The 21,274-nt window shown below is 45.0% G+C and carries 15 protein-coding genes and 1 riboswitch; of the genes, 2 read left to right on the forward strand and 13 right to left on the reverse strand.

Features of this window, described 5'->3' with window-relative positions; translation table 11 throughout:
- Positions 1–20: 20 nt before the first annotated feature.
- The 13 genes from R2J37_RS09415 to R2J37_RS09475 all read right to left on the reverse strand — a co-directional run bounded on the left by R2J37_RS09415 (position 21) and on the right by R2J37_RS09475 (position 17,193).
- The gene (locus R2J37_RS09415; RefSeq protein WP_230106014.1) at positions 21–1,106 is read right to left on the reverse strand and encodes a sulfurtransferase; all 1,086 of its coding nucleotides are present in this window, start codon (positions 1,104–1,106) and stop codon (positions 21–23) included.
- A 266-nt stretch (positions 1,107–1,372) separates the two neighbouring features.
- Positions 1,373–1,549 carry a 30S ribosomal protein S21 gene (gene rpsU / locus R2J37_RS09420; RefSeq protein WP_004054229.1) on the reverse strand — a complete coding sequence of 59 codons (177 nt, stop codon included), beginning with the start codon at positions 1,547–1,549 and terminating at the stop codon, positions 1,373–1,375.
- 114 nt (positions 1,550–1,663) lie between these two features.
- Positions 1,664–3,007, reverse strand: a complete 1,344-nt coding sequence (locus tag R2J37_RS09425) for an APC family permease (RefSeq protein ID WP_230106012.1) — start codon at positions 3,005–3,007, stop codon at positions 1,664–1,666.
- 110 nt (positions 3,008–3,117) lie between these two features.
- A riboswitch (glycine riboswitch) is annotated at positions 3,118–3,216 on the reverse strand.
- A 201-nt stretch (positions 3,217–3,417) separates the two neighbouring features.
- A complete protein-coding gene (gene alaS / locus R2J37_RS09430) occupies positions 3,418–6,057 on the reverse strand; it encodes an alanine--tRNA ligase (RefSeq protein ID WP_230106011.1) in 2,640 nt (879 codons plus the stop codon).
- 104 nt (positions 6,058–6,161) lie between these two features.
- On the reverse strand, positions 6,162–7,676 hold the full coding sequence (locus tag R2J37_RS09435) for a 4Fe-4S dicluster domain-containing protein (protein ID WP_256193585.1): 1,515 nt from the start codon (positions 7,674–7,676) through the stop codon (positions 6,162–6,164).
- Between the two features lie 99 nt (positions 7,677–7,775).
- Positions 7,776–10,163: a homocysteine S-methyltransferase family protein gene (locus R2J37_RS09440; RefSeq protein WP_316264720.1), complete on the reverse strand. Its 2,388-nt coding sequence runs from the start codon at positions 10,161–10,163 to the stop codon at positions 7,776–7,778.
- Complete coding sequence (locus tag R2J37_RS09445; protein WP_316264722.1) at positions 10,160–10,810, reverse strand: Vitamin B12 dependent methionine synthase activation subunit; 651 nt, start codon at positions 10,808–10,810, stop codon at positions 10,160–10,162. Before R2J37_RS09445 ends, R2J37_RS09440 begins: the two co-directional genes overlap by 4 nt.
- Positions 10,811–10,820: 10 nt before the next feature.
- Positions 10,821–11,690, reverse strand: coding sequence for a methylenetetrahydrofolate reductase [NAD(P)H] (metF, locus tag R2J37_RS09450; RefSeq protein WP_256193583.1), 870 nt, complete (start codon positions 11,688–11,690; stop codon positions 10,821–10,823).
- 58 nt (positions 11,691–11,748) lie between these two features.
- On the reverse strand, positions 11,749–13,185 hold the full coding sequence (glgA, locus tag R2J37_RS09455; protein WP_230106006.1) for a glycogen synthase GlgA: 1,437 nt from the start codon (positions 13,183–13,185) through the stop codon (positions 11,749–11,751).
- 73 nt (positions 13,186–13,258) lie between these two features.
- Entirely contained in the window at positions 13,259–14,050 is a 792-nt protein-coding gene (spo0A, locus tag R2J37_RS09460) for a sporulation transcription factor Spo0A (RefSeq protein ID WP_230106005.1), read from the reverse strand.
- A gap of 117 nt (positions 14,051–14,167) precedes the next feature.
- Positions 14,168–15,232 (reverse strand): SpoIVB peptidase, encoded by a 1,065-nt coding sequence (spoIVB, locus tag R2J37_RS09465; protein WP_230106004.1) that lies wholly within the window; start codon positions 15,230–15,232, stop codon positions 14,168–14,170.
- Positions 15,233–15,360: 128 nt separating this feature from the next.
- Positions 15,361–15,945, reverse strand: a complete 585-nt coding sequence (locus tag R2J37_RS09470) for an ANTAR domain-containing response regulator (protein ID WP_316264725.1) — start codon at positions 15,943–15,945, stop codon at positions 15,361–15,363.
- A gap of 24 nt (positions 15,946–15,969) precedes the next feature.
- On the reverse strand, positions 15,970–17,193 hold the full coding sequence (locus tag R2J37_RS09475) for a glutamine synthetase family protein (RefSeq protein ID WP_230106002.1): 1,224 nt from the start codon (positions 17,191–17,193) through the stop codon (positions 15,970–15,972).
- 375 nt (positions 17,194–17,568) lie between these two features.
- Between R2J37_RS09475 and R2J37_RS09480 the strand changes: the two genes are divergently transcribed.
- On the forward strand, positions 17,569–19,662 hold the full coding sequence (locus R2J37_RS09480) for a glutamine synthetase III family protein (protein ID WP_316264728.1): 2,094 nt from the start codon (positions 17,569–17,571) through the stop codon (positions 19,660–19,662).
- 25 nt (positions 19,663–19,687) lie between these two features.
- Positions 19,688–21,268 (forward strand): asparagine synthase B, encoded by a 1,581-nt coding sequence (asnB, locus tag R2J37_RS09485; protein WP_316264730.1) that lies wholly within the window; start codon positions 19,688–19,690, stop codon positions 21,266–21,268.
- Positions 21,269–21,274 lie beyond the last annotated feature (6 nt).

The following is a 21,274-nucleotide window of genomic DNA, read 5'->3' on the forward strand; positions in this document are numbered from 1 at the left end:
CATTTTGTTATTAATCATATCTATTTGGCAGCTTTGCCTGTCGGAAGCTCTCCTACAGTTGTGTGCTCACAGTCATCACTTGCAGGATCGCCTACCTGTACCGGATAATCATCATGCATCAGCCATTCATACCATCCGCCATCATATACCGAAATATTTTCATAACCGTTCTCATAAAGAACAAGGAAAGGAACACATGCTCTCCATCCTGTACCACAATAGAAAGAAAGTTCATTATCTAAAGTAAAATCCGCATCAGCCCATACATCTTTTTTTACTTCCTCCAAGCTTTTTACTGTACCGTCATCGTTTTTATATGCATCACTGTCTTTCCCCCATACGGCGCCTTCTGGTTCTCCCGCCTTATCCATATAGTTATATCCGCTTGTTTCTCCAAGCCATTCTTCTTCGCTCCGAATACTGACAAGCTTAAAATTATCATCTGTTTCCAACTTTTCTTTTGCAGTTTCAATACTTACCCAATATTCCGGGTGTACGGGAGCTTCTGTTCCAAAATCTTCAACCGGCTCGCCCTCGTTTGCTTCTGTCTCTGTGTCATATCCTGCACTCTTCCAAGCATCAATGCCGCCATTAATAATCTTGACATCCTCAACACCTGCCCATATATATCCGTAAGCCTGTCTTTCCGGACAGCCCGAACCATAAAGTACTACTTTTGTATCTTTAGTAATACCATGACTCAAGAGATTATCTACTACTTCATCTGCTGACAAGAGATTATATTTTCCTTCCTCACTTCCTGTGGCATCCTCAACTTCACAAAGATCCACATATATGGCTCCCGGAATATGACCTTCCTGATATGACGTACTGTCTGCCACATCGCCATATCCTACCTCCGCAATCAGAATGTCCTCGTATCCTTCCTGCTCGCCATTTAATGCGCTGTTTACCCACTGTGGGGTTACGTAGACAGTTTTTGTCTCCACTGCCTCTACAGGTTCACTTTCTGCGCTCTCATCTGTTGTCTCATCCGTAGACTCCTGGGTAGTCTCCTCCTCTGTGGATGTGTTAGAGCCGCAGCCTGCCAGTACGGAAGCTGTCATAGCCATACATAAAAATGCAGCTAATACTCTTTTTTTCATAATACCTTTCAAACCTCCTTGAGACTAATATATCCTCGTTTATTATAGCTATACAGCTCGTCTTCGTCCAATAGATAAGAACAATATATAGTTGTGTATATAGATTTCATCTATATGTTGTGATATTTTCAAAAAATCCCACCCTTATTCTCAATTTTGGACACCATTTACTGCAATTTGGGACGTAACAAACTTTAAAAGTGTTACGTCCCAAATTGCGCAAAAAAAGATGGCACTTAATCGTGCCACCTTCACTTTTGCACATATTAATTATACTTACGTTTTCTAGCTGCTTCAGATTTCTTTTTACGTCTTACGCTTGGTTTCTCGTAATGTTCTCTTTTACGAATCTCCTGCTGAATACCAGCTTTCGCGCAGTTTCTTTTAAATCTGCGTAAAGCACTATCTAACGTCTCGTTTTCTTTAACGATTACATTTGACATAGTCTCACACCTAACCTCCCCTCCAGCCCTATATTGTGCATCATACGACTGTTCGGGTATATTTATTGCACTACATAAGATTATAGCACATTTTTCCTGTACGTCAATGGTTTTTTATCGCTTTTTTTCCTGCAGCACCGCTCTTTTCCTGACATTCCTGTACACCGGAATGCCAATAAGCGTCACAAGTATGCTTCCGGCAGACAGTAGTGTAGACTGTATTCCTGCAAGGAAAATCTGATTTATGATTACATAAATGCCGCTTACGATCGCAATAATAGGAACCACCGGATAAAGAGGAACTTTATATGTGCGGACAGCGTCCGGCCAGTCCCGGCGAAGTTTCATAACACCAATAAATGTCAAAGTATAGAACATCCAGCTTGATATGACCGCCAAGTCTGTCAGGAGATTAAATCTTCCGCTGACTGCATATATGCAGCCGATTCCTCCTACAAGGATAATGGAGTTGACCGGTACCTGCGCTTTATTAAGAACAGCCAGTGTGTCTGAAAACGGAAGGCTCTTTGTTGCTGCCAAGGAATATGCCACTCTGGATCCGGAAAGTACAAATCCGTTGCAGGCTCCAAATACAGAAATCATAATTCCTACTGCCACCAGCTTTCCGCCCATCTCTCCAAACAATTCAAGCGCCACCGCCGAAGCCGGAGCTGAAAGAGACGCCAGCTGATCTGCCGGAAGTACCCAGAGATAAGCGATATTGATTACAAAATAAACTGCCATGATCACAGATACGCCACCTACAATTGCAATAGGAAGATCTCTTCCCGGCTTTTTCATTTCTCCTGCAATAGCCCCTACATTTGTCCATCCTTCAAATGCAAAAAGAATTGCAACCATCAGCTGCCCCAGCACAACTGCCGGATTCAGTCCCTCTCCCACCATTGGAGTAAAGATTGCATTTCCGCCGCCGCCTTTCAGGAAACCAAATACCATAAGAAGAAGCAGAGGAATTAATTTACATACAGTAAAAATAACCTGCACGCCGCCACCCACGCTGGAACCGAGGCTGTTAAGAAAAATAATAAGAATGATCACACCCACAGCAATGGGGATCATAAAGCTCTCACCCACAAACAACGCCGCCTGCTGGGCAAAAGCCACTGCCAGCGCGGAAATCATAGCCGGATAAAACACCAGTGTCTGTATCCATCCTGCAAGAAAGCCAACAATCGGACTATAAATCTCTTCCAGATAGGCCACCATCCCTCCGGTCTTTGGTATCATGATCGCAACTTCTGCAAAGGTAAGAGCCGCTGCAATACTGGCAAGTCCTGTGATCACCCATGCCAGTATTCCCAGCCCCGGTGCACCTCCAGTCACCGTATAGATTGCCTGTGGCTTAAAAAACACGCCGGAGCCGATCACACAACCTACTACTGTGGCCATCGCGGTAGCCACTCCAAGATTTTTTTTCAATCCTTTGTTCTCATTCATTTTTCTCATCTCCTTTTCTTTTGAAATCACCAATTCTTCTTCCGGCGTGCTCCGCGCCGAAATGAACCTTAAAAATGCGCACAAAAAATACAGGGCATCAAAAAGGAACACCCTGTATCTCTGTTTCTTTTACCTGAAAGCATTACCCCGTCGGTGCCTGCACCTGACAACTGCAAGGAATCGGCGCTGGTCTTTCCAGAGTTCCATCAGCAGCAGGTACAGTACCTGAAAGTTTCTCTCAAGCCCCGGGCAGAGCTTCGAAATTGCTTCGTCGGTTTTCCGTCTGCACAGCGGAAATCTCCCTTACTGCTTCATCTGGTCTGATCTCTTTTGTGTGTCCAGTATAAAGGATGAAACTCTATTCGTCAACCATTGTTATTTTCTTACCACTTATTGATGCTTTTATCGATTTAAGAAATCTGCTCTGCCAGCACTTCCTCTGCCTTTTCCAGCGCTTCTGCAATACCGTCCGGATTTTTTCCTCCGGCCTGAGCCATATTCGGACGTCCGCCTCCGCCTCCGCCTACAAAGGAAGCGATGGCCTTAATGAGATTTCCTGCATGGGCACCTGCTTTTACAGCGCCTTCTGTGGCAGTAGCCATAAGATTAACTTTGCCGTCAATCTGAGAAGCGATCACCACAACTCCCTCTCCCAGCTTTTCTTTCATCTGATCCCCAAGATCACGAAGTCCGTTCATATCCACTCCGTCTGTACGCACAGCCAGAAGTTTCATGCCTGCCACTTCCTTCACCTGATCTGTCACATCTCCCATGGACTCTTGAGCCAGCTTGCTCTTCAGACTTTCTACTTCGCTGTGAAGTTCCTTATTTTCTGCAAGAAGATGGGAAATCTTTTCTGCAAGATGATCCGGAGACGCCTTTACAAGTTTGGCAGCCTGCTCCAGTTTTTCTTCCATTTCATCGTAATATTTCAGCAATCCCTTTGAGGTCAGTGCTTCTATCCTCCGTACTCCGGCAGCAACTCCGGTCTCGGAAATGATCTTAAATGCTGTGATCACTCCAGTATTGTCCACATGTGTTCCGCCGCAGAACTCTTTGGAAAATTCTCCCATGCTGACAACCCGGACAATATCACCGTACTTCTCTCCAAAAAGAGCAGCAGCACCTGTCTTTTTTGCTTCTTCGATAGGCATATTTTCTGCTTTTACCGGCAGAGCGTTCATGATCTGCTCATTAACAATCCGCTCTACTTCTTTGATCTCTTCTTTTGTAAGGGCGGAAAAATGCGTAAAGTCAAAGCGCAGTCTGTTCTCATTGACAGAAGATCCCGCCTGCTCCACATGGGTGCCAAGTACCGTCCGCAGTGCCTGCTGCAATAAATGTGTAGCACTGTGATTCCGTGCGGAAAGCGCTCTTTTCTCCTGATCGATTTCCAAAGAAACATGGTCGCCTACCTTCAGCATGCCGCTTACAACATGTCCTACATGACCGATCTTACCGCCCAGAAGCTTAATTGTATCTTCCACCTCAAACACGCCGTCCTTGGTACGGATAAATCCTCTGTCCGCTTCCTGTCCGCCGCTTGTGGCATAGAACGGTGTCTCTTTCACGAAAACAGTTCCCTTCTCCCCATCGGAAAGGGCATCCACAATCGCATCATCTGTTGTCAGAACAATAATATCAGATTCCCAGGAAAGGTGCTCATAGCCGACAAAGGTTGATGTGACAGACGGATCAATAGACTCATAGATTGTCACATCAGCTCCCATGTAGTTTGTCTCTCCGAAGGTTCCCTTAGCAGTCTCTCTTTGCTCTTCCATCGCTTTTTCAAAGCCTTCCTCGTCGATCTTCATTCCCTTTTCTTCCAGAATTTCTCTTGTCAGATCAACCGGGAAGCCGTAAGTGTCATACAGCCGGAAAGCCTCTGTACCGGAAAGTACCTTTGTATGCTCCTTCTCCATCTTCTCTTCCAGTCCTTCCAAAATGGAAAGTCCCTGATCAATAGTCCTGTTAAACTGTTCTTCTTCTTTTGTAATAACCTTAAAGATAAAATCCTTTTTCTCTTCCAGTTCCGGATATCCGTCCTTGGATCCATCGATCACTGTCTGCGCAAGCTGAACCAGAAATTCTCCCTCTATGCCAAGAAGGCGTCCATGGCGGCAGGCACGACGCAGCAGACGGCGAAGAACATAGCCTCTTCCACTGTTGGAAGGAAGGATCCCATCGGAAATCATAAATGTGACAGAACGGATATGATCTGTGATCACACGTACTGATACATCGGTTTTATATTCCTTCCCGTATTCCTTTCCTGCAATCCTGCAGACATGCTCCCGAAGGTCACGGATCGTATCCACATCAAACATGGAATCCACATCCTGTACCACACACGCCAGACGTTCCAGTCCCATTCCCGTATCAATATTTTTCTGTTCCAATTCTGTATAATGATTATGTCCGTCATTATCAAACTGGGTAAACACATTATTCCAAATTTCCATATAACGGTCACAGTCGCAGCCTACTGTACAGTCAGGCTTTCCGCATCCATATTCCTCTCCGCGGTCATAGTAAACTTCCGAGCAGGGACCGCATGGACCAGACCCATGTTCCCAGAAGTTATCTTCTTTCCCGAAACGGAAAATCCGATCTGCCGGAATACCAATCTGCTTATTCCAGATCTCCCATGCTTCGTCGTCTTCCAGATAAACAGACGGATAAAGCCGATCCGGATCAAGTCCTACTACCTCTGTTAAAAATTCCCATGTCCAGGCAATGGATTCTTTTTTAAAATAATCGCCAAAAGAAAAATTCCCAAGCATCTCAAAAAATGTACCGTGGCGTGCTGTTTTTCCCACATTTTCAATATCTCCTGTCCGGATGCATTTCTGACAGGTTGTCACGCGTTTTCTCGGCGGGATTTCCTGACCTGTAAAATATGGTTTTAATGGCGCCATTCCCGAATTAATAAGTAAAAGACTTTTATCGTTGTGAGGCACCAGTGAAAAACTTTTCATGGCAAGATGATCCTTACTCTCAAAAAACTCAAGGAACATTCTTCTTAGTTCATTTACACCGTATTTCTGCATAATTTCCTCCTAAATTTTTCAACTATTTCCTAATTATAAAGAGAACCCTGACGTTTGTCAACGTCAGGGTTTCATTCCCTTGGCATTCCTTTTGCCGTTTTACTCTACTTCAGTTCAATTTCTTCCAGTTCTTTTGGCGGAATCTGCCTGGAGGAAGCTTTTACAAAATCTTTAATCTTTTTCTGTGCTTTTGCCACCGGAATATTAGTTCCTGCTCCTGCTACACATCCTCCCGGACAGCCCATTCCTTCGATAAGGCATCCGTTCATCTTGCCTGCCTTTGCCAGAGCCAGTACCTTTTTACATTCCGCAAGTCCTTCCGCATGTTCAATCTTGACCTCCACATCCGGATAATAGGCGTTGATGCATTTTTCAATCGCTTCCGCAACGCCTCCCGCTACGGCATAGCCACGGCCTGCACCTGTTGCATTGTGGAACGAGGACTCTGCCTCATATTTCTCCAGGTCGATTCCCTTGGCGTCAAACATAGCCTGCAGTTCTTCAAAGGTAATGACAAAATCCACGTCACTTCGCACAGTACGCCGCATTGCCTCCAGTTTCTTGGCCGCACAGGGACCTATAAATACAACTTTGGAATCCGGGTGCTGCTGTTTGATGGTACGCGCCGTTGCCACCATAGGCGTCAGCTCCTGTGACACCTCTTCAATCAGATCCGGGAAATATTTCTTCGCCAGCATCGCCCAGGAAGGACAGCAGGATGTCAGAAGGAAAGGCAACTCTCCTGTCGTCACCTTGTTCACATAGTGGTGGGCTTCCGCAACAGCTCCGATATCCGCTCCCAAAGCCACTTCATAAAATCCTTCAAATCCCAGCTCCTGAAGCGCTGCTTTTAAATTCCTTGGAGTGATGTTGTCTCCAAACTGCCCTGCATATGCCGGCGCAATCTCAGCAATCACCTTATCTCCCTTCTTTAACGCATGTGCAAGCTGGAAAATCTGTGACTTATCGGAAATAGCACCAAATGGGCAGTTTACCATACACATACCGCAGGATACGCATTTCTCTGTATTAATATAGGCTCGTCCCATCTTATCTGACTCAATAGCGCCTACTCCGCAGGCTTTCTGACAGGGACGCTCTTTCTTGGAAATCGCATCATAGGGACAGACTGCTTTACACTTGCCGCATTTGATGCATTTCTCCTGGTCAATATAAGATCTGCCTTTCACAAAAGAAATCGCATTTTTCGGACAGACTTCCATACATGGGTGAGCAAGACATCCCTTACACATGTTGCTGACTTCGTACCCTCTCTCCTCGCAGGCCTCGCACGCCGATGGAATTACCTGCATAAGAGGCGGCTCATAATATTTGTCGGAAATATTGCTGGCTTCTACTCCGGCTGTCAAATGTACCGGACGGTTTTCCGGCCGCAGAGAAAGTCCCATTGCAAGCCGCAGACGCTCACGCACAATCGCACGTGCACGGTACACGCTTTCCCTGTATTTTACTTTTGAATCTTCATTAACAATTGCATACGGAATCGCTTCCATGTCATCGTTGAGCGTTTCGTCATTGGACTGGAATCCAAGACGGGCCACCTCCTCAAATACCTTTCTGCGTATCTGACGGACTGTGGTATTCAGACCTCTCATCATAGAACAGTTTCCTCCTATTCTTCTCTCATCTTTCACTCTCACTATAGACAAACGTTAATTTTCTGTCAATACAACTGCATGTACAAAATTAAAAACATATCATTCTCCGAAAAGTTCCTGTGCGTAATAGACAGACTGCATCGCATCCTTTCCATAGAAATCGGCGCCGATCATATCCGCATATTCCTGGTTAAGTACTGCTCCTCCCACCATGACTTTGCAGTCCGGCTTTGCCTTACGAAGCTGCTTTATGGTTTCTTCCATGCTTCCTACCGTTGTTGTCATCAAAGCGCTTAATCCTACAAGGCGTATATTCTGCTCCACTGCTTTTTCCACGATCTCTTCCGGAGGAACGTCCTTTCCCATGTCGATGATATCAAAACCGTAATTTTCCAGAAGTACTTTTACAATATTTTTTCCAATATCATGGATATCGCCTTTTACTGTTGCAAGAATAATCTTGGCCTTCTTCTCTTTTTCTTTTCCCTCTGCAGCCATTTTATCTTTCAGAACTGCAAACGCCTCCTTGGCGGCATCTGCACTCATCAAAAGCTGCGGAAGAAATACCGTACCTTTCTCGAATCCTTTCCCCACCTGGTCGAGAGCCGGAATCAATTCCTCATCTATTATAGAAAGAGGCTGCTTTTCTTCCACCATCCTTGCTGTGAGCAAATGGGCTTCTTCCTTCAGTCCTTTTTCTATGGTCTGCTTCAGGGTAAGTCCGGAAACTTCAGAAGCTGCCCCGGAAGCTGCTGAAATATTCCCATACTGACGGATATATTCTTCACAGTTCTTGTCATAATTCATCAGCGCACAGTAAGAATAGTAAGAGCGCATCATTTCTTCTGATGAAGGATTGATAATACCCGCACTCAAACCTTTCTGCATTGCCATAGTAAAGAAATTGGAATTAACTGCCGGACGGTAAGGAAGACCGAACGAAATATTGGATACTCCCAGCACTGTACGGACGCCATAGGTTTTTCTCACCAGTTCCAGCGCCTCCAACGTCGTCTTTGCACCTTCCGGATCAGAGCTGATCGTCATGGCAAGTACGTCGATAACGATATTCTTTGCCTCGATTCCGTATTTTTTCGCTTCACGAATAATTTTCCCCGCAATTGCAAGCCGCCCTTCTGCTGTATCCGGTATCCCATTTTCGTCCAGCGTAAGTCCAACGACTACTCCACCGTATTTCTGTATCAGAGGAAATACCTGATCCATTGATTCCTGTTTCCCGTTGACAGAATTGATCATAGGCTTTCCATTATACAGACGCATAGCCGCCTCCATAGCTTCGGCGTTTACAGTGTCGATCTGAAGAGGAAGGCTGGTAATGCTCTGGAGACTGCTTACCACATCCATCATCATTTCTTTCTCATCAATATCAGGAAGTCCCACATTGACATCAAGAATATGCGCGCCCTTATCCTGCTGTGTCACTGCTTCTTTCAAAATATAATCAAGGTCATGCTCTTTCAAAGCCTGACGGAATTTCTTCTTCCCGGTAGGATTGATCCGTTCTCCAATGATAACCGGCTTCTCTCCGATCACAACAGCCTTTCCGTAAGAGGATACGATGGTATCTGTTTTCGGCACAGGTGCTTTTACCGGCAGATCACGGCATCTCTTTGTCATACGGAGGATATGTGCCGGAGTTGTTCCGCAGCAGCCGCCAATGACACAGGCACCTTTTTTTACAATATTTTCCATAGCTTCTGCAAAAGCTTCCGGCTCCACGTCATACCATGTCTTTCCATCCCTCTGCTTCGGGAGTCCGGCATTAGGCTTCACGATCACAGGCAGGGATGTATAGCGCATGATCTCTTCCAATACGGGCATCATCTGCTCCGGTCCCAGACCGCAGTTAATACCCAGTGCATCTACCCTAAGTCCTTCCAGCAATGCTACAACAGATGGAACATCCCCTCCTGTGAGAAGTTTGCCCTTTTCATCAAAAATCATTGTCGCAAAAACAGGCAGAGAAGTATTCTCTTTCGCCGCAAGGACTGCGGCTTTGATCTCGTAGGTGTCACTCATAGTCTCAATGTGGATCAGATCAGCTCCTGCCGCCTCTCCATACACCGCCGCCTCTTTAAAGGCGTCATAAGCTTCCTCAAAACTCAGATCTCCAAGGGGCTTCAAAAGCTTTCCCGTAGGGCCGATATCCAGAGCCACATAAACTTCTCTCCCGTCATGAACACCGAAATTGGCTCCTTCTTTCGCGTTCACTACTGCTGCTGTAATAATGTCCTCCAACTCATACTGGCTGCCGTGAAATTTCAGAGCATTTGCTCCAAAGGTATTGGTAAGGACAATATCGCTGCCCGCCTCAAAATACTGGCGATGGATATCCAATACCTCTTCAGTGTGTTCAATATTCCAGTTTTCCGGCAGTTCTCCCGGTTTTAATCCTTTTTCCTGAAGGAGAGTTCCCATTCCTCCATCAAAAAACAGCAGTTCCTTTCCAAGCCGATCTAATATCATCCTTCGTTCCTCCGATACATACAGTCTCTTTTTTCACATTCCTCGCAGCCTTTTCTGTGGCAAGGTTCCCTGTGGGTACTGACTCCAATCACCGCTGTCACTGATTTTATAGGAGTCAGCATATTCCCCTCTGTCATGGTAAGGCCGATCTTTTTCGGTGCATCCAGCATTCCAAGGATCTGCCCCTGATGCTCAATGGAAAAATCCCCATACCCCGGACTGAACCTGGGGCGCAGGTATTTCCCTTCCTTCAGAAGTTCTTCTGCAATCTGATCTTGTCTCTCATCCAGATACTCCTCCAGCATAGCGGCCGCACAGGCCTGCAGAACCACAGCTTTGGCCATATCAGTCAAAGAAGCCCGGCGCATAAGGATATCCACTCCTGTTCCCAATGTAGCTCCCAGCATAACCGCTTCCTGACACCCCTTCATATTTTTCCCGAGACTTTTGCTTTTTATTTCCATTCCACCAATCTTTAACCGGTCATCTGTTATGTCAGATACAAGAAAAATGCGGTAGACGATCCGGGCGTTTGCTACCTTCTCCAATTCCTGAAAGGAATGTTGGATCAGGTTCAGTGTCGCCTCATCTACCGCATGTCTGCCATAGCCAAGATACCGGACTGCTTCTTTTGTCCTCGTATCCATATATCTCCTCTTACGCCTTTATAATTTCTGACAAGTTTTCCATGATAGCTCCTGCAATTTCCGGCTTATTCATGGAATAAATATGAATATTGCGGATTCCATTGGCAATCAGATCTACAATCTGATCTGTTGCATAGGCAATGCCTGCCTGCTGCATAGCAGCCGGATTGTCTCCAAAGCAGTCTACCACTGCACGGAAGCGCTCCGGAAGAATTGTTCCGGAAAGCTGGCAGATTCTGGCAATCTGCTTTCCATTTGTCACCGGCATAATTCCCGGAAGTACCGGAATTGTAATTCCCTGCTCCCGAATACGGTACAGAAAATTGTAGAAGATATTATTATCAAAAAACATTTGCGTTGTCAGAAAATCTACTCCGCAGTCCACCTTCTTTTTCAGATTCCGGATATCATCTTTCTTATGTTCTGTGTCAACATGTCCCTCCGGGTAGCATGCTGCCCCGATACAAAAATCGCCCTGCTGCTTGATATCTTCAATCAACTCGCTTGCATATTTATAGTGATTCGGAAGAGGGAACTCTGTATCTGCCGGTATATCTCCCCGAAGAGCCAGTATATTTTCTATTCCCTTTTCTTTCAGATTTTCTATCACCGTATGTACTTCTTCTTTAGTAGAAGATACACAGGTCAAGTGTGCCAGGCTTGTTACATGGAAATCATCCTGGATCTGTGAAGCGATACTGGCTGTATTTTTGCTGGTTCCTCCGCCGGCGCCGTATGTCACGCTCATAAATGCCGGTTTCAGCGCTGCGATCTTCTCGGTAGCTCTTAAAACCGATTCATATCCGGCGTCTGTTTTTGGCGGAAATACCTCAAAGGAAATATGTACTTTCTCTTCTTTCAAAATATCTTTTATCTTCATGTCCGTCCTCTCCTAATGCTGTGTAATTTTTCTTTCATTTTTTATTTCATTTTTATGGTTACAGTTCATCATAGAGCTGCTCATACTGTTTCGCTGAACTGTTCCATGAAAAATCTTTTTCCATGCCTCTTTCCACAATCTTATTCCAGTCCCTCTTGCGGTCATAGAAGATCCTTTGTGCATAGCGCACTGTGGCAAGCATTTCATGTGCATTATAATTCATAAAACTGAATCCTGTTCCGGTTTTCTCATATTCGTTATAGGGCTCTACCGTATCTTTCAGTCCACCGGTTTCACGTACGATCGGCACTGTCCCGTATCGAAGGCTCATAAGCTGGCTTAAGCCGCATGGCTCAAACAGCGACGGCATGAGAAAAGCGTCGCAGGAAGCATAAATCTTGTGAGACATAGGCTCGGAATAATAAATATTGGCCGATACTTTTCCCGGGTATTTCCATGCAAAATGGCGGAACATATTCTCATACTGTGCTTCTCCGGTACCGAGAACCACGATCTGTACAGCATCCTGACAAAGCTCGTCCATCACACAGGAAATCAGATCAAATCCTTTCTGATCTGTCAGACGGGAAACAATACCGATCATCATAACATGATGATCCTGTTCCAGGTTCAGTTCCTGCTGCAGAGCCATTTTATTTTTGATCTTTTCTTTACGGAAATTATCTACCGAATAATTTCTTGCAATATGCTTGTCTGTCTCCGGATTGTAATCATCATAATCAATCCCGTTTACAATACCTGACAGACAGTTTGACCTGGCATTCATGAGACCGTCCAGCTTTTCTCCGTAGAACGGCATTTTAATTTCCTCTGCATAGGTATTACTTACAGTTGTAATGCGGTCTGCATAGACAATACCGCCCTTCAGATAATTTGCATCCTTATAGGCTTCCAGCTTGTCCGGTACAAAATAGTAGGGCGGAAGTCCTGTAATATCCTGTACCCTCTTTGTGTCCCATGTACCCTGGAATTTCAGGTTATGTATTGTCATGATGGTCTTGATTCCTCTGTAATATTCGTTCCCATAGCGGAAATTATCCAGATACACCGGCACAAGTCCTGTCTGCCAGTCATGACAGTGGATGATATCCGGACGGAAATCAATCACCGGAAGGGCCGAGAGCACTGCTTTTGAAAAGAATGCAAATTTTTCAATATCAGCATAAATATCTCCATAGGGAGCCCAGCCGCTGAAATAGTATTCATTATCTATAAAATAAAACGTTATCCCTTCATACTCCAACTCCAGAATCCCAACATATTCCGTTCTCCAGTTCAGATCCATGTAAAAATGTGTCCGATACTGCATCTGGTTTCTCCATTCTTCCTTGATGCAAAGATACTTCGGAAGCATCACCCGGACATCATATTTTTCTTTATCAAAATATTTCGGCAAAGAGCCGACTACATCTGCCAGTCCTCCCGTCTTTATAAACGGTACAGATTCTGACGCCGCAAAAAGTATTTTTTTCATGATCAAGATCCTCCCATCCTCACAATATACGCTATAAAAATATTATATCGTATTTTTTTTCAGATGAAAAGAGTTATCTGTTTTTATATTCCAATCTGAGTGTGTCTGCAATAAGCGCAATAAACTCCGAATTGGTCGGTTTTCCCTTTCCATTGCTTACAGTATATCCAAACAGTTCATCCAGGGTATCCAGTTTTCCTCTGCTCCATGCCACCTCGATCGCATGGCGGATGGCTCTTTCTACTCTGCTCGCGGTGGTTTGATGGTGTTTGGCCACAGTGGGATACAATACTTTTGTCACCGCATTGAGCACATCCATATCTTCCACGGCCATCATAATAGCATCTCTAAGATAGTGATATCCTTTGATATGGGCCGGTATACCAATTTCATGGATCATATCAGTCACCCGGGTTTCCAGACTTACCTGCGGATCTTCTTCTTTAGAATGGCCGGCTTCGCTGATATGAGAAAATGCATTTGTCCCTTTCTGCCCCACCTGCTTGATCCTATCCAGTATCATCTCATTATTAAAAGGCTTCATCACATAGTACACTGCCCCTTTATTAAATGCATCTTCCGTAATTCTTTCCTGCCCCACAGCTGTTACTACAATAAAATTCGGTCTCTTTTTCAAGGTTTTGTCATGATTCACATGGTCCATCACACTTAGACCATCCATCTTTGGCATGATCAGATCAAGAAGGACAACATCCGGCTCCTTTTCCCTTATGACACTGCACATGTCTTCCCCGTTATTTGCCTTTCCCACCAGATTTAACTCCCGGTCGCTGTTTATAATTTCGCCAAGCAGTTCCAGGATTCTTTCATTGTCGTCGGCGATCGCTACGCGAATCTCTCCCATTCCATAATCCTCCTATCTTTTTCTTGAAAAACTGTCAAGGAAAATTATAGAATCCACAAGTCGCGAAATCAAGAAATTAAGGTCGTAAAATCTCGACAGGGTTCTTCCATTTTCAGATTATTCGATATGTTTCAACATATCCTGTATAAAAATTCCGTATCCTTCTTTGGGGTTATTTACAAACACGTGCGTCACCGCTCCAACGATCTTATTGTCCTGAATGATGGGACTTCCACTCATCCCCTGCACAATTCCTCCAGTCAGCTCCAAAAGCTCTTTATCTGTCACTTCAATCTGCAGTTTTTTATTGGATTCTTTGGCGTTTTCGTCGACTTTTGTAATACGAATCTCATAATCTTTTACGCTGCCGCTTACTGCGCAGTGTACCACGGCTTCTCCTTCTTTCACCTCTGACTCGTCAAGAACCGGTTCCATGGGCGTGGTATCCGTAAAAAGCGTATCTACCCGGTCAAGTTTTCCGTATATTCCCTCACTTGTATTCTCCTGTATCGTCCCCAGAATATTATAATTATTGTACACGATAATTCCTTCCATGCCACCCGGTGTTCCATTTTCTCCTTTCTGTATATCTTTGATGCTTGTGGTATACAAAAGACCGTCTGCTGCATTCAGAAGCTGCCCTGTATCTGTGTCGCGAATACCGTGTCCCAGAGCGCCGAACTGACTGTCGGCATTTAAAAATGTCACTGTGCCAAGTCCCTGTGCATTGTCTCTTACCCATATCCCGAGCTTATATTCGTTCCTTTCACACCGCACGGCTTTCATACGAATATCAATCTTTTGATTATTCCGCAGTACAGTCAGAACAATATCATCGCTTTCCAGAGCTGCCACCGCCTCGATCAGCTGGGATTTATTTTTAATCTCCTCGTCATCCAGGGCAATAATATAATCACCCTCTTTTACAAGATGAGCGGCCGGTTCATGTTCCTCTCCATCTTCACCGGTTACTCCTTCTGTTCCCAATACAAGAGCTCCTTCCGTTTCCAGGTAAATCCCCACCGGCATTCCTCCGGGAATCAAAAGCTCATTGGAAGTATCGGCCCCCACCTCTTTCTCCAAAGCTTTCTGATTTGTTCGGATCACATACCAGCTGCCTCCTACAGAAAAGGCAAATACCAGTATCATCACAATCATTCGTCTGTACCAAAATCTTCTCATACTGTCTCTCCACTATCCATCTGTCTTTTTTCATCGTATAGAAAAGTTCATTTCCTATGTTAGTATGCGAAGAAGGAAAACTTTTACACTGGTAAAAACTGGTATCCCCTCACTTTATATATCATATGTTACATCTCTTTCAGGATTTCCTCTGCAATTTCTATTTTCCGGACACAGCGGTCCATTGCCTTTCTTTCAATGTATCTGTGGGCGTCGGGTTCGCTCATTTTCCTTTGATCCACCAGGATCCATTTTGCACGGTCAATGGTGCGAAGCTCCTGCATCTTTTCTTTCAGCCGTCTGGATTCCTTTTCCATCCTCTTTATTTTCATCTGCAGAGCGCTTAGCATTTTAACCGCTATATACAGGTTCTGTTTTGTCGTCGGCTTGGGAAGCGCTATAATTCCATAATCTTCCACCTGACAGACAACCTGCTCGTACATTTCATTTTTTACAAGCAGAAGAATCCCCATATTGTGATGCTGCTCTGACAGATCAATTGCTGTGCGCACGCCAAAATCATCGGCCAGAGGTGTGTTTATAATAAGAATATCGTACATATGGCTGACACAGAGACGTTTGGCATCTCCGGCAGCCGCCGTGCATGATACATCCTTATATTGCGGCCCCGGAAATGTCTCTTTAAAGAGGTCAGCCATTTTTTCTGCCCTGGACACGATCAATATGCGGTATCTTTCTTTTTCTGTGAGCATGTCCTCTCTCCTTTTCTGATCGTTCTAGGCTTTCAAAGGTTTCTTGTATACTTCCAGGTAAGCTTCCGGTAAAACTTCTTTTATAAGCGGACTTGCACTTGCCGCATCCCATGCTTCACCTCTGCTCTCCGGCAGCTTTTTCAGATGGTCGGTTACTTCATTTCCGGCTCTGTAAAGGTTAACGTTCGCCGGCTCCATCAAAGGAAGATCATTCTCTATTCCATCCAGACCTGCATAGATCAAAAGGGCAAATGCCAGATATGGATTGGCTGTCGGATCCGGTGAGCGCAGCTCGATTCGTTTGCGGCCGTTTTTTACAGCCGGAATCCGGATTAACTGCGACCGGTTTTCCGGCGACCAGGTAATATATTTGGGTGCTTTCTTTTCCCCAAGTCTCATATAAGAATCTTCAGACGGATTTAAAAACAGAGTGATTTCCCGGATATGCTCCAAAATTCCGCTCATAAACTGCCTGTTATAATCCTCACCATCTTCGCTTTGTACCGACATGTTAATATGCATCCCGTTTCCTGCATATTCTTTCACCGGTTTTGGCGAAAAATCAGCGCTAAGCCCATTCCCCATTGCCGCTGTTCGCACGATCCATTTAAAAGAAGATGTGTTGTCAGCAGCGCTCAGAGCATCGCTGTACTGAAAATCAATCTCATTTTGCCCCGGTCCTTCCTCATGGTGAGAAGCTTCCGGCTCGATTCCCATATCAATCAGTGTAAAACAGATCTCCCGCCGTATATTTTCCCCTTTATCCTCCGGCGCAATATCCATATATCCTGCATGATCAAATGGAATCCTGGTAGGTCTGCCCTTTTCGTCTGTCTCAAACAGATAAAACTCTACTTCTGTACCAAAGTAAACTGTCAGTCCTTTCTCTTTTGCCTTCTCTACAGCCTTTTTCAAAATATACCTGCTGTCTTTCTCGTACAAAGTACCGTCCGGATACCGGATGTCACAATACATCCTGGCCACTCTTCCCACAGACGGTCTCCACGGAAGAATGGAAAATGTAGATGGATCAGGATGGAGGAAAAGGTCGCTTTTCACTTCATCTCCAAAACCTTCCACCGCTGATGCATCAAAAGAAATCCCCTCCCGGAACGCTCTCTCCAGCTGTCCCGGCATAATGGAAATATTTTTCTGTATTCCGAATACATCAAAAAAGGCAAGTCGGATAAATTTCACATCCTCCTCGTCCACAAAATCCATGACCTTTTCATATTCATATGCACTCATAAAACCCTTCCTTTCACGGATAAAATAAAAAGGTATTCGTCCACAGGGCAAGCTGACCCCTTTTTGCCATCTTCCCCCGTGAAGAACACCTTTGCCCTTACTCTTTTTATTATAGGTGAAATATAACGGATTTCCTGTTATTTGTCAACTTTTGTCTGCCTCCGGCTAAAGATTGTATGGAAATAAATACATAGAAATCATTTGACAAACTTGCTTTTGAGCAGTATAGTCATAGGCATAGAAACGGCAAAGGCGCTGTTTTCCCTTCATGTAAGGGAAGGCGGCGCTTTTGTCGTTTCTGTTCTTTTACAGAAAAGTCTAAAGACTTTCTTCGTTTAATAACGTTAATAAAATGAAAAAGGAGATGCAGAGTATATGAGTACAGTTACAGAAAAATTCGGTTCCATGGTTTTCGATGAATCTGTCATGAAAGAGCGGCTTCCAAAAGAAACATTCCGCCAGCTGCAAAGAACAATGAAAGACGGAAGAAGCCTGGACATCAATATTGCAAATGTAGTTGCAAACGCCATGAAGGACTGGGCCATCGAAAAAGGCGTAACCCATTATACCCACTGGTTCCAGCCTATGACAGGAAGAACCGCTGAAAAGCATGACAGTTTTATTTCGCCTGACCAGGATGGAAAAGTGATCATGGAGTTCTCCGGCAAAGAACTGGTACAGGGCGAACCGGATGCTTCTTCCTTCCCTTCCGGAGGACTTCGGGCAACCTTTGAGGCCCGCGGGTATACTGCCTGGGATCCCACTGCTTATGCGTTCATTAAAAACGGCGTGCTTTGCATCCCCACTGCTTTCTGCTCCTACAGCGGCCATGCTCTTGACAAAAAGACCCCTCTTCTTCGCAGTATGCAGGCAATCAACCGCCAGGCTATGCGTGTAATCCGTCTGTTTGGGAACGAGGATGTAACTTCCGTCAAGACAACCGTAGGACCTGAGCAGGAATATTTCCTGGTAGATAAAAAATTTTACGAAAAACGAAAAGATCTCATCTACACAGGAAGAACACTTTTTGGCGCTCCTGCTCCAAAGGGGCAGGAACTGGAGGATCATTATTTCGGCACTATCAAATCCCGCGTCCAGGCCTATATGAAAGAACTCAATGAAGAATTATGGAAACTGGGTATTCTTGCCAAAACAGAACACAATGAGGTGGCTCCCGCTCAGCATGAACTGGCCCCCATTTTTACTACTACCAACATTGCGACCGACCATAACCAGCTGACTATGGAGCTGATGCAAAGGATTGCGAAAAAGCACGATCTTGTCTGTCTTCTTCACGAAAAGCCATTTGAAGGAATCAACGGAAGCGGAAAACACAACAACTGGTCTATTTCTACAGATACCGGCATGAACCTTCTGGAACCCGGAGACACTCCGTCTGAAAATGCCCAGTTTCTTCTGTTCCTGTGTGCAGTCATCAAAGCAGTAGATGAATATCAGGATCTTCTTCGTTTATCTGCCGCTTCCGCCGGAAACGACCACAGGCTGGGCGCAAATGAGGCTCCACCTGCCATCATTTCCATGTTCCTTGGCTCTGAACTGACTGATGTCCTTAATGCTATTGAAAAGGAAGAATCTTATGACGGACGGGAAAAAGAACTGATGCGGGTCGGCGTACATGTGCTTCCTAAATTCCCGAAAGATGCAACTGACCGGAACCGTACTTCTCCTTTTGCATTTACAGGAAATAAGTTCGAGTTCCGCATGCTGGGATCTTCTGAATCCATCTCCGGTCCCAACATCATCCTGAACACTGCAGTGGCGGAAGAACTGAAAGAATTTGCAGATATTCTGGAAGGTGCCGACGATTTTGACCTCACACTCCATGATCTGATCCGCAAGACAATCCGGGATCACAAACGCATCATTTTCAATGGAAACGGTTATGATGATGCGTGGATCAAAGAAGCTGAAAAACGGGGACTTTTAAACTTGCGTACAACTCCAGATGCCCTGCCCCGCTTTTTGGATGAGAAAAATATCCGGCTTTTTACCTCTCACAAAGTATTCAGCAAAGAAGAAATGGAAGCACGGTATGAAATTTTAATGGAAAACTATGTCAAAGTTCTGCATATTGAAGCCCTTACTATGGCAGATATGGCAGAAAAGGATATTCTTCCTGCTGTGTCCGTTTACTGTCATTCCATGACAGATGCGGTCCTCGCCAAACAATCGTTCGGCGCTGACATAGATTGCAGCTATGAGTATACATCCGTTAAAAAGCTTTCTAGTCTGACTGCTTCTGCCTACATGAAACTGGAGAGTTTGAAAACTGTATTGGAAGAAGCAGAAGGAATCTCTGATTTTGAGAAAGAGGCCTTCCATTACCGCGATTTTGTTATTCCGGCAATGGAAAAACTCCGGACAGATATCGATGCGCTGGAATCTATGACTGCATCTTCCGCATGGCCATTCCCGTCTTACGGGGAGCTTTTGTTCGGCATTTTATAAAAATAAGTTCCTGGAGGTTACTGTTATGTGTTCAATTATGGGCTATTGTACAGCCGATGCTGATTATGATTTGTTTAAGGAGGGATTTGACCGTACGATTTCCCGTGGTCCTGACGACAGCAGGATCACAGATACCGGCTTTGGACTTCTTGGTTTTCACAGACTTGCAATTATGGGACTTACGGGAGAAGGGATGCAGCCCTTCTCCCTTTCCCGCCATTATCTTGTATGCAACGGGGAGATTTACGGCTTCCGTTCTTTAAAGAAAAAACTGGAAACAAAAGGATACACATTTAAAAGTGACAGCGATTGTGAAATCCTTCTTCCCCTTTATGAGGAGTACGGCACTGATATGTTTCGCATGCTGGACGCCGAGTATGCCCTCGTCCTTTTTGATGGAAACACGCGCTCCTATCTGGCTGCAAGGGATCCTATCGGTATACGTCCCCTCTATTACGGGTATGATAAAAAGGGCGCCATTGTTTTTGCCAGTGAGCCCAAAAATCTTATAGGAATCGCAGACCACATCCTTCCGTTTCCTCCCGGTCATTATTATAAAGACGGCAAATTTGTCTGTTACCGTGACATGACAAAAGTCCCTTCCGTCTGTATGGATGACACAGAAACTGTCTGCCGGAATATTCATGACAAATTAACGGAAGGAATCCGGAAAAGACTGGATTCGGACGCACCTCTCGGCTTTCTGTTGAGCGGAGGACTGGATTCTTCCCTGGTCTGCGCCATTTCCGCCCGCATACTGGATCGTCCTATCCGCACCTTTGCCATCGGCATGAGCGAGGACGCTATTGATCTGAAATATGCAAAAGAAGTGGCCGACCACATTGGAAGCGAGCATACGGAAATCATCATCACAAAAGAGGATGTTATCTCTTCTCTGCCTGATGTGATCCAGGCTCTTGGCACATTTGACATTACAACGATCCGCGCATCTGTCGGCATGTATCTGATCTGCAAGGCAATCCATGAAACTACCGATATCCGTGTCCTGATGACCGGAGAAATATCCGATGAGCTGTTCGGCTATAAATATACGGATTTTGCCCCTTCCAAAGAGGCCTTTCAGGAGGAGTCCGCAAAAAGAATAAGGGAACTTCATATGTACGATGTCTTAAGAGCTGACCGCTGCATCAGCGTCAACTCTATGGAAGCAAGGGTTCCCTTCGGCGATCTGGACTTTGTTTCCTATGTAATGTCTGTCGATCCCGCTAAAAAGATGAATATCTATCAGAAAGGAAAATATCTTCTCCGCCATGCTTTTGAAGGCGACTATCTTCCCTATGATATTCTCATGCGTGAAAAGGCTGCATTCTCAGACGCTGTCGGTCATTCCCTGGTAGATTATCTGAAAGAATATGCCGAAAACTCTTATACAGATGACGAGTTTGAAAAAAAATGCAAAACATTTACACATGCTGCGCCTTTCACCAAGGAATCTCTTCTGTACCGGGAGATTTTCGAACAATTCTATCCCGGTCAGGGCGAAATGATCAAAGATTTCTGGATGCCCAACCGTTCCTGGAAAGGCTGTGATGTGGATGATCCCTCCGCAAGGGTACTTTCCAATTATGGTGCCAGCGGTATATAAAAATAA

The organism is Claveliimonas bilis, from assembly GCF_030296775.1.
Classification (GTDB): domain Bacteria; phylum Bacillota; class Clostridia; order Lachnospirales; family Lachnospiraceae; genus Claveliimonas; species Claveliimonas bilis.

What these genes read in the sequence shown, in the direction of transcription:
- R2J37_RS09415 (WP_230106014.1), bottom strand. Translation starts at nt 1,106, where the DNA reads ATGAAAAAAAGAGTATTAGCTGCATTTTTATGTATGGCTATGACAGCT.
- rpsU (WP_004054229.1), bottom strand. Translation starts at nt 1,549, where the DNA reads ATGTCAAATGTAATCGTTAAAGAAAACGAGACGTTAGATAGTGCTTTA.
- R2J37_RS09425 (WP_230106012.1), bottom strand. Translation starts at nt 3,007, where the DNA reads ATGAATGAGAACAAAGGATTGAAAAAAAATCTTGGAGTGGCTACCGCG.
- alaS (WP_230106011.1), bottom strand. Translation starts at nt 6,057, where the DNA reads ATGCAGAAATACGGTGTAAATGAACTAAGAAGAATGTTCCTTGAGTTT.
- R2J37_RS09435 (WP_256193585.1), bottom strand. Translation starts at nt 7,676, where the DNA reads ATGATGAGAGGTCTGAATACCACAGTCCGTCAGATACGCAGAAAGGTA.
- R2J37_RS09440 (WP_316264720.1), bottom strand. Translation starts at nt 10,163, where the DNA reads ATGATATTAGATCGGCTTGGAAAGGAACTGCTGTTTTTTGATGGAGGA.
- R2J37_RS09445 (WP_316264722.1), bottom strand. Translation starts at nt 10,810, where the DNA reads ATGGATACGAGGACAAAAGAAGCAGTCCGGTATCTTGGCTATGGCAGA.
- metF (WP_256193583.1), bottom strand. Translation starts at nt 11,690, where the DNA reads ATGAAGATAAAAGATATTTTGAAAGAAGAGAAAGTACATATTTCCTTT.
- glgA (WP_230106006.1), bottom strand. Translation starts at nt 13,185, where the DNA reads ATGAAAAAAATACTTTTTGCGGCGTCAGAATCTGTACCGTTTATAAAG.
- spo0A (WP_230106005.1), bottom strand. Translation starts at nt 14,050, where the DNA reads ATGGGAGAGATTCGCGTAGCGATCGCCGACGACAATGAAAGAATCCTG.
- spoIVB (WP_230106004.1), bottom strand. Translation starts at nt 15,232, where the DNA reads ATGAGAAGATTTTGGTACAGACGAATGATTGTGATGATACTGGTATTT.
- R2J37_RS09470 (WP_316264725.1), bottom strand. Translation starts at nt 15,945, where the DNA reads ATGCTCACAGAAAAAGAAAGATACCGCATATTGATCGTGTCCAGGGCA.
- R2J37_RS09475 (WP_230106002.1), bottom strand. Translation starts at nt 17,193, where the DNA reads ATGAGTGCATATGAATATGAAAAGGTCATGGATTTTGTGGACGAGGAG.
- R2J37_RS09480 (WP_316264728.1), top strand. Translation starts at nt 17,569, where the DNA reads ATGAGTACAGTTACAGAAAAATTCGGTTCCATGGTTTTCGATGAATCT.
- asnB (WP_316264730.1), top strand. Translation starts at nt 19,688, where the DNA reads ATGTGTTCAATTATGGGCTATTGTACAGCCGATGCTGATTATGATTTG.